This is a genomic window from Burkholderia sp. E168m23 (assembly GCF_016586125.1).
Taxonomy (GTDB): domain Bacteria; phylum Pseudomonadota; class Gammaproteobacteria; order Burkholderiales; family Burkholderiaceae; genus Burkholderia; species Burkholderia orbicola.
This window is the reverse complement of record NZ_BCPP01001351.1, coordinates 1-1365: the sequence shown is the minus strand read 5'-3', so window position 1 is coordinate 1365 and position 1365 is coordinate 1. Positions and strand designations below refer to the sequence as shown.

At 67.8% G+C, this 1365-nt stretch carries 1 protein-coding gene and 1 pseudogene; both read left to right on the top strand.

The window, feature by feature from the left end; all coding sequences use genetic code 11:
• Positions 1–1175: gamma-glutamyl-gamma-aminobutyrate hydrolase family protein (locus JMF90_RS37210; protein WP_201326355.1), on the top strand; the 1175-nt coding region annotated here is incomplete at its 5' end.
• Positions 1138–1365: pseudogene (locus tag JMF90_RS40745) on the top strand (DUF2968 domain-containing protein); the annotation flags it as partial. The gene JMF90_RS37210 and the pseudogene JMF90_RS40745, both read left to right, overlap by 38 nt.

Here is a 1365-nt window from a genome sequence, read left to right as displayed (position 1 = left end):
CTTCTTCGGCCGGTCTGCCCGGCACCTCTTCCGCTTCTTCCGATTCCCCCCGTCCCGATCCGGCGAAAACACCCGATGCGCCGGCCCCGCAGGCCGCCGCGCAAAACGTCGCCGATGACGGCGCATCGCCCGTCACGGCCGCATCCGAGCCGGGTGCGCCCGGTGCGGCAGGCGCCGTCGGTGATGGCGCTGCGACGGCCGCGCCGCTGAAGCCGGGTGCGCCGCCGCCCGGCTTCGGCGCGCCGCCCGATTTCGACACGCCGCGGCCGCCGCCCGCGAGCGCGCAGAATGCGCCGCCGGCCTACCTGAAGCAGAGCGACACACCGTGGTCGGTGTTCGGCCGGATCGTCGCGGCGCGAGCGCGGCGGCTGTTCGATCGCGCCGGCCAGCGCATCACCCAGCGCACGTTGCGCATCGGCGTGTCGGCGCGGATCTTCCATCCGGAGCCGGGCGCGAAGGGGCTGCGCGGCAAGACGCTGCAGTATCTCGAGGAATCGATCGCCCACTGGGTGATGTCGCGCGACGTGCTCGTGTTCATGATTCCGACCGTCGGCCATCAAGGCATGATCCATCCGAGCAACATCCGCCTGCGCGATTACGCGAAGCATCTCGATGGCCTGCTGCTGCAAGGCGGCGCCGACGTATCCCCGCAGACCTACGCGGCGTCGGACGCGCGTCCCGAATGGCCGGGCGATCGCGTGCGCGACATGTACGAGCTCGAGCTGCTGCACGAATTCGTCGAGTCCGGCAAACCCGTGCTCGGCGTGTGTCGCGGCTGCCAGCTGATCAACGTCGCGTTCGGCGGCTCGCTGTACCAGGACATCGCCACCGACGTGCCGACCGCGAATGCGCACGTGAGCGAGCATTACGACCAGCATCGTCACGCGATCCGCTTTCCCGATTCGTCGACGCTCGCGAGCATGTTCCCGGGGCGCAGCGAGGCGATCGTCAACTCGATTCACCACCAGGCGATCCGCGATCTCGGCCGCGATTTGAACATCGAGGCCGTGTCGGCCGGCGACGGGATCATCGAAGGCATTCGCCATCGGCGTTCGCCGTTCGTCGTCGGCGTGCAGTGGCATCCGGAGTTCCATCGCGCAGGCGGCTCCGAACTGCTCGACTGCACGCCGCTGCTCGATGCGTTCCTGCGCGCGGCGCGCGAAACGCGCCTGTAGCACGCCGAATTTTCCGTGTTGGACGAAGGCCGGCCGCGTCTCGATAAATTCGAGATGCGGCCGTTTCGTTTTGAACGATAATCGCGAGTTCCGATTCGTTCGCCGGAGTCTGACGTTGGCTTTCCGAAACTTTTCCCCTGCACGATGCGCAACGTGGATCGTTGCACTGGTTGCCTGCGCGCAAGCGGGC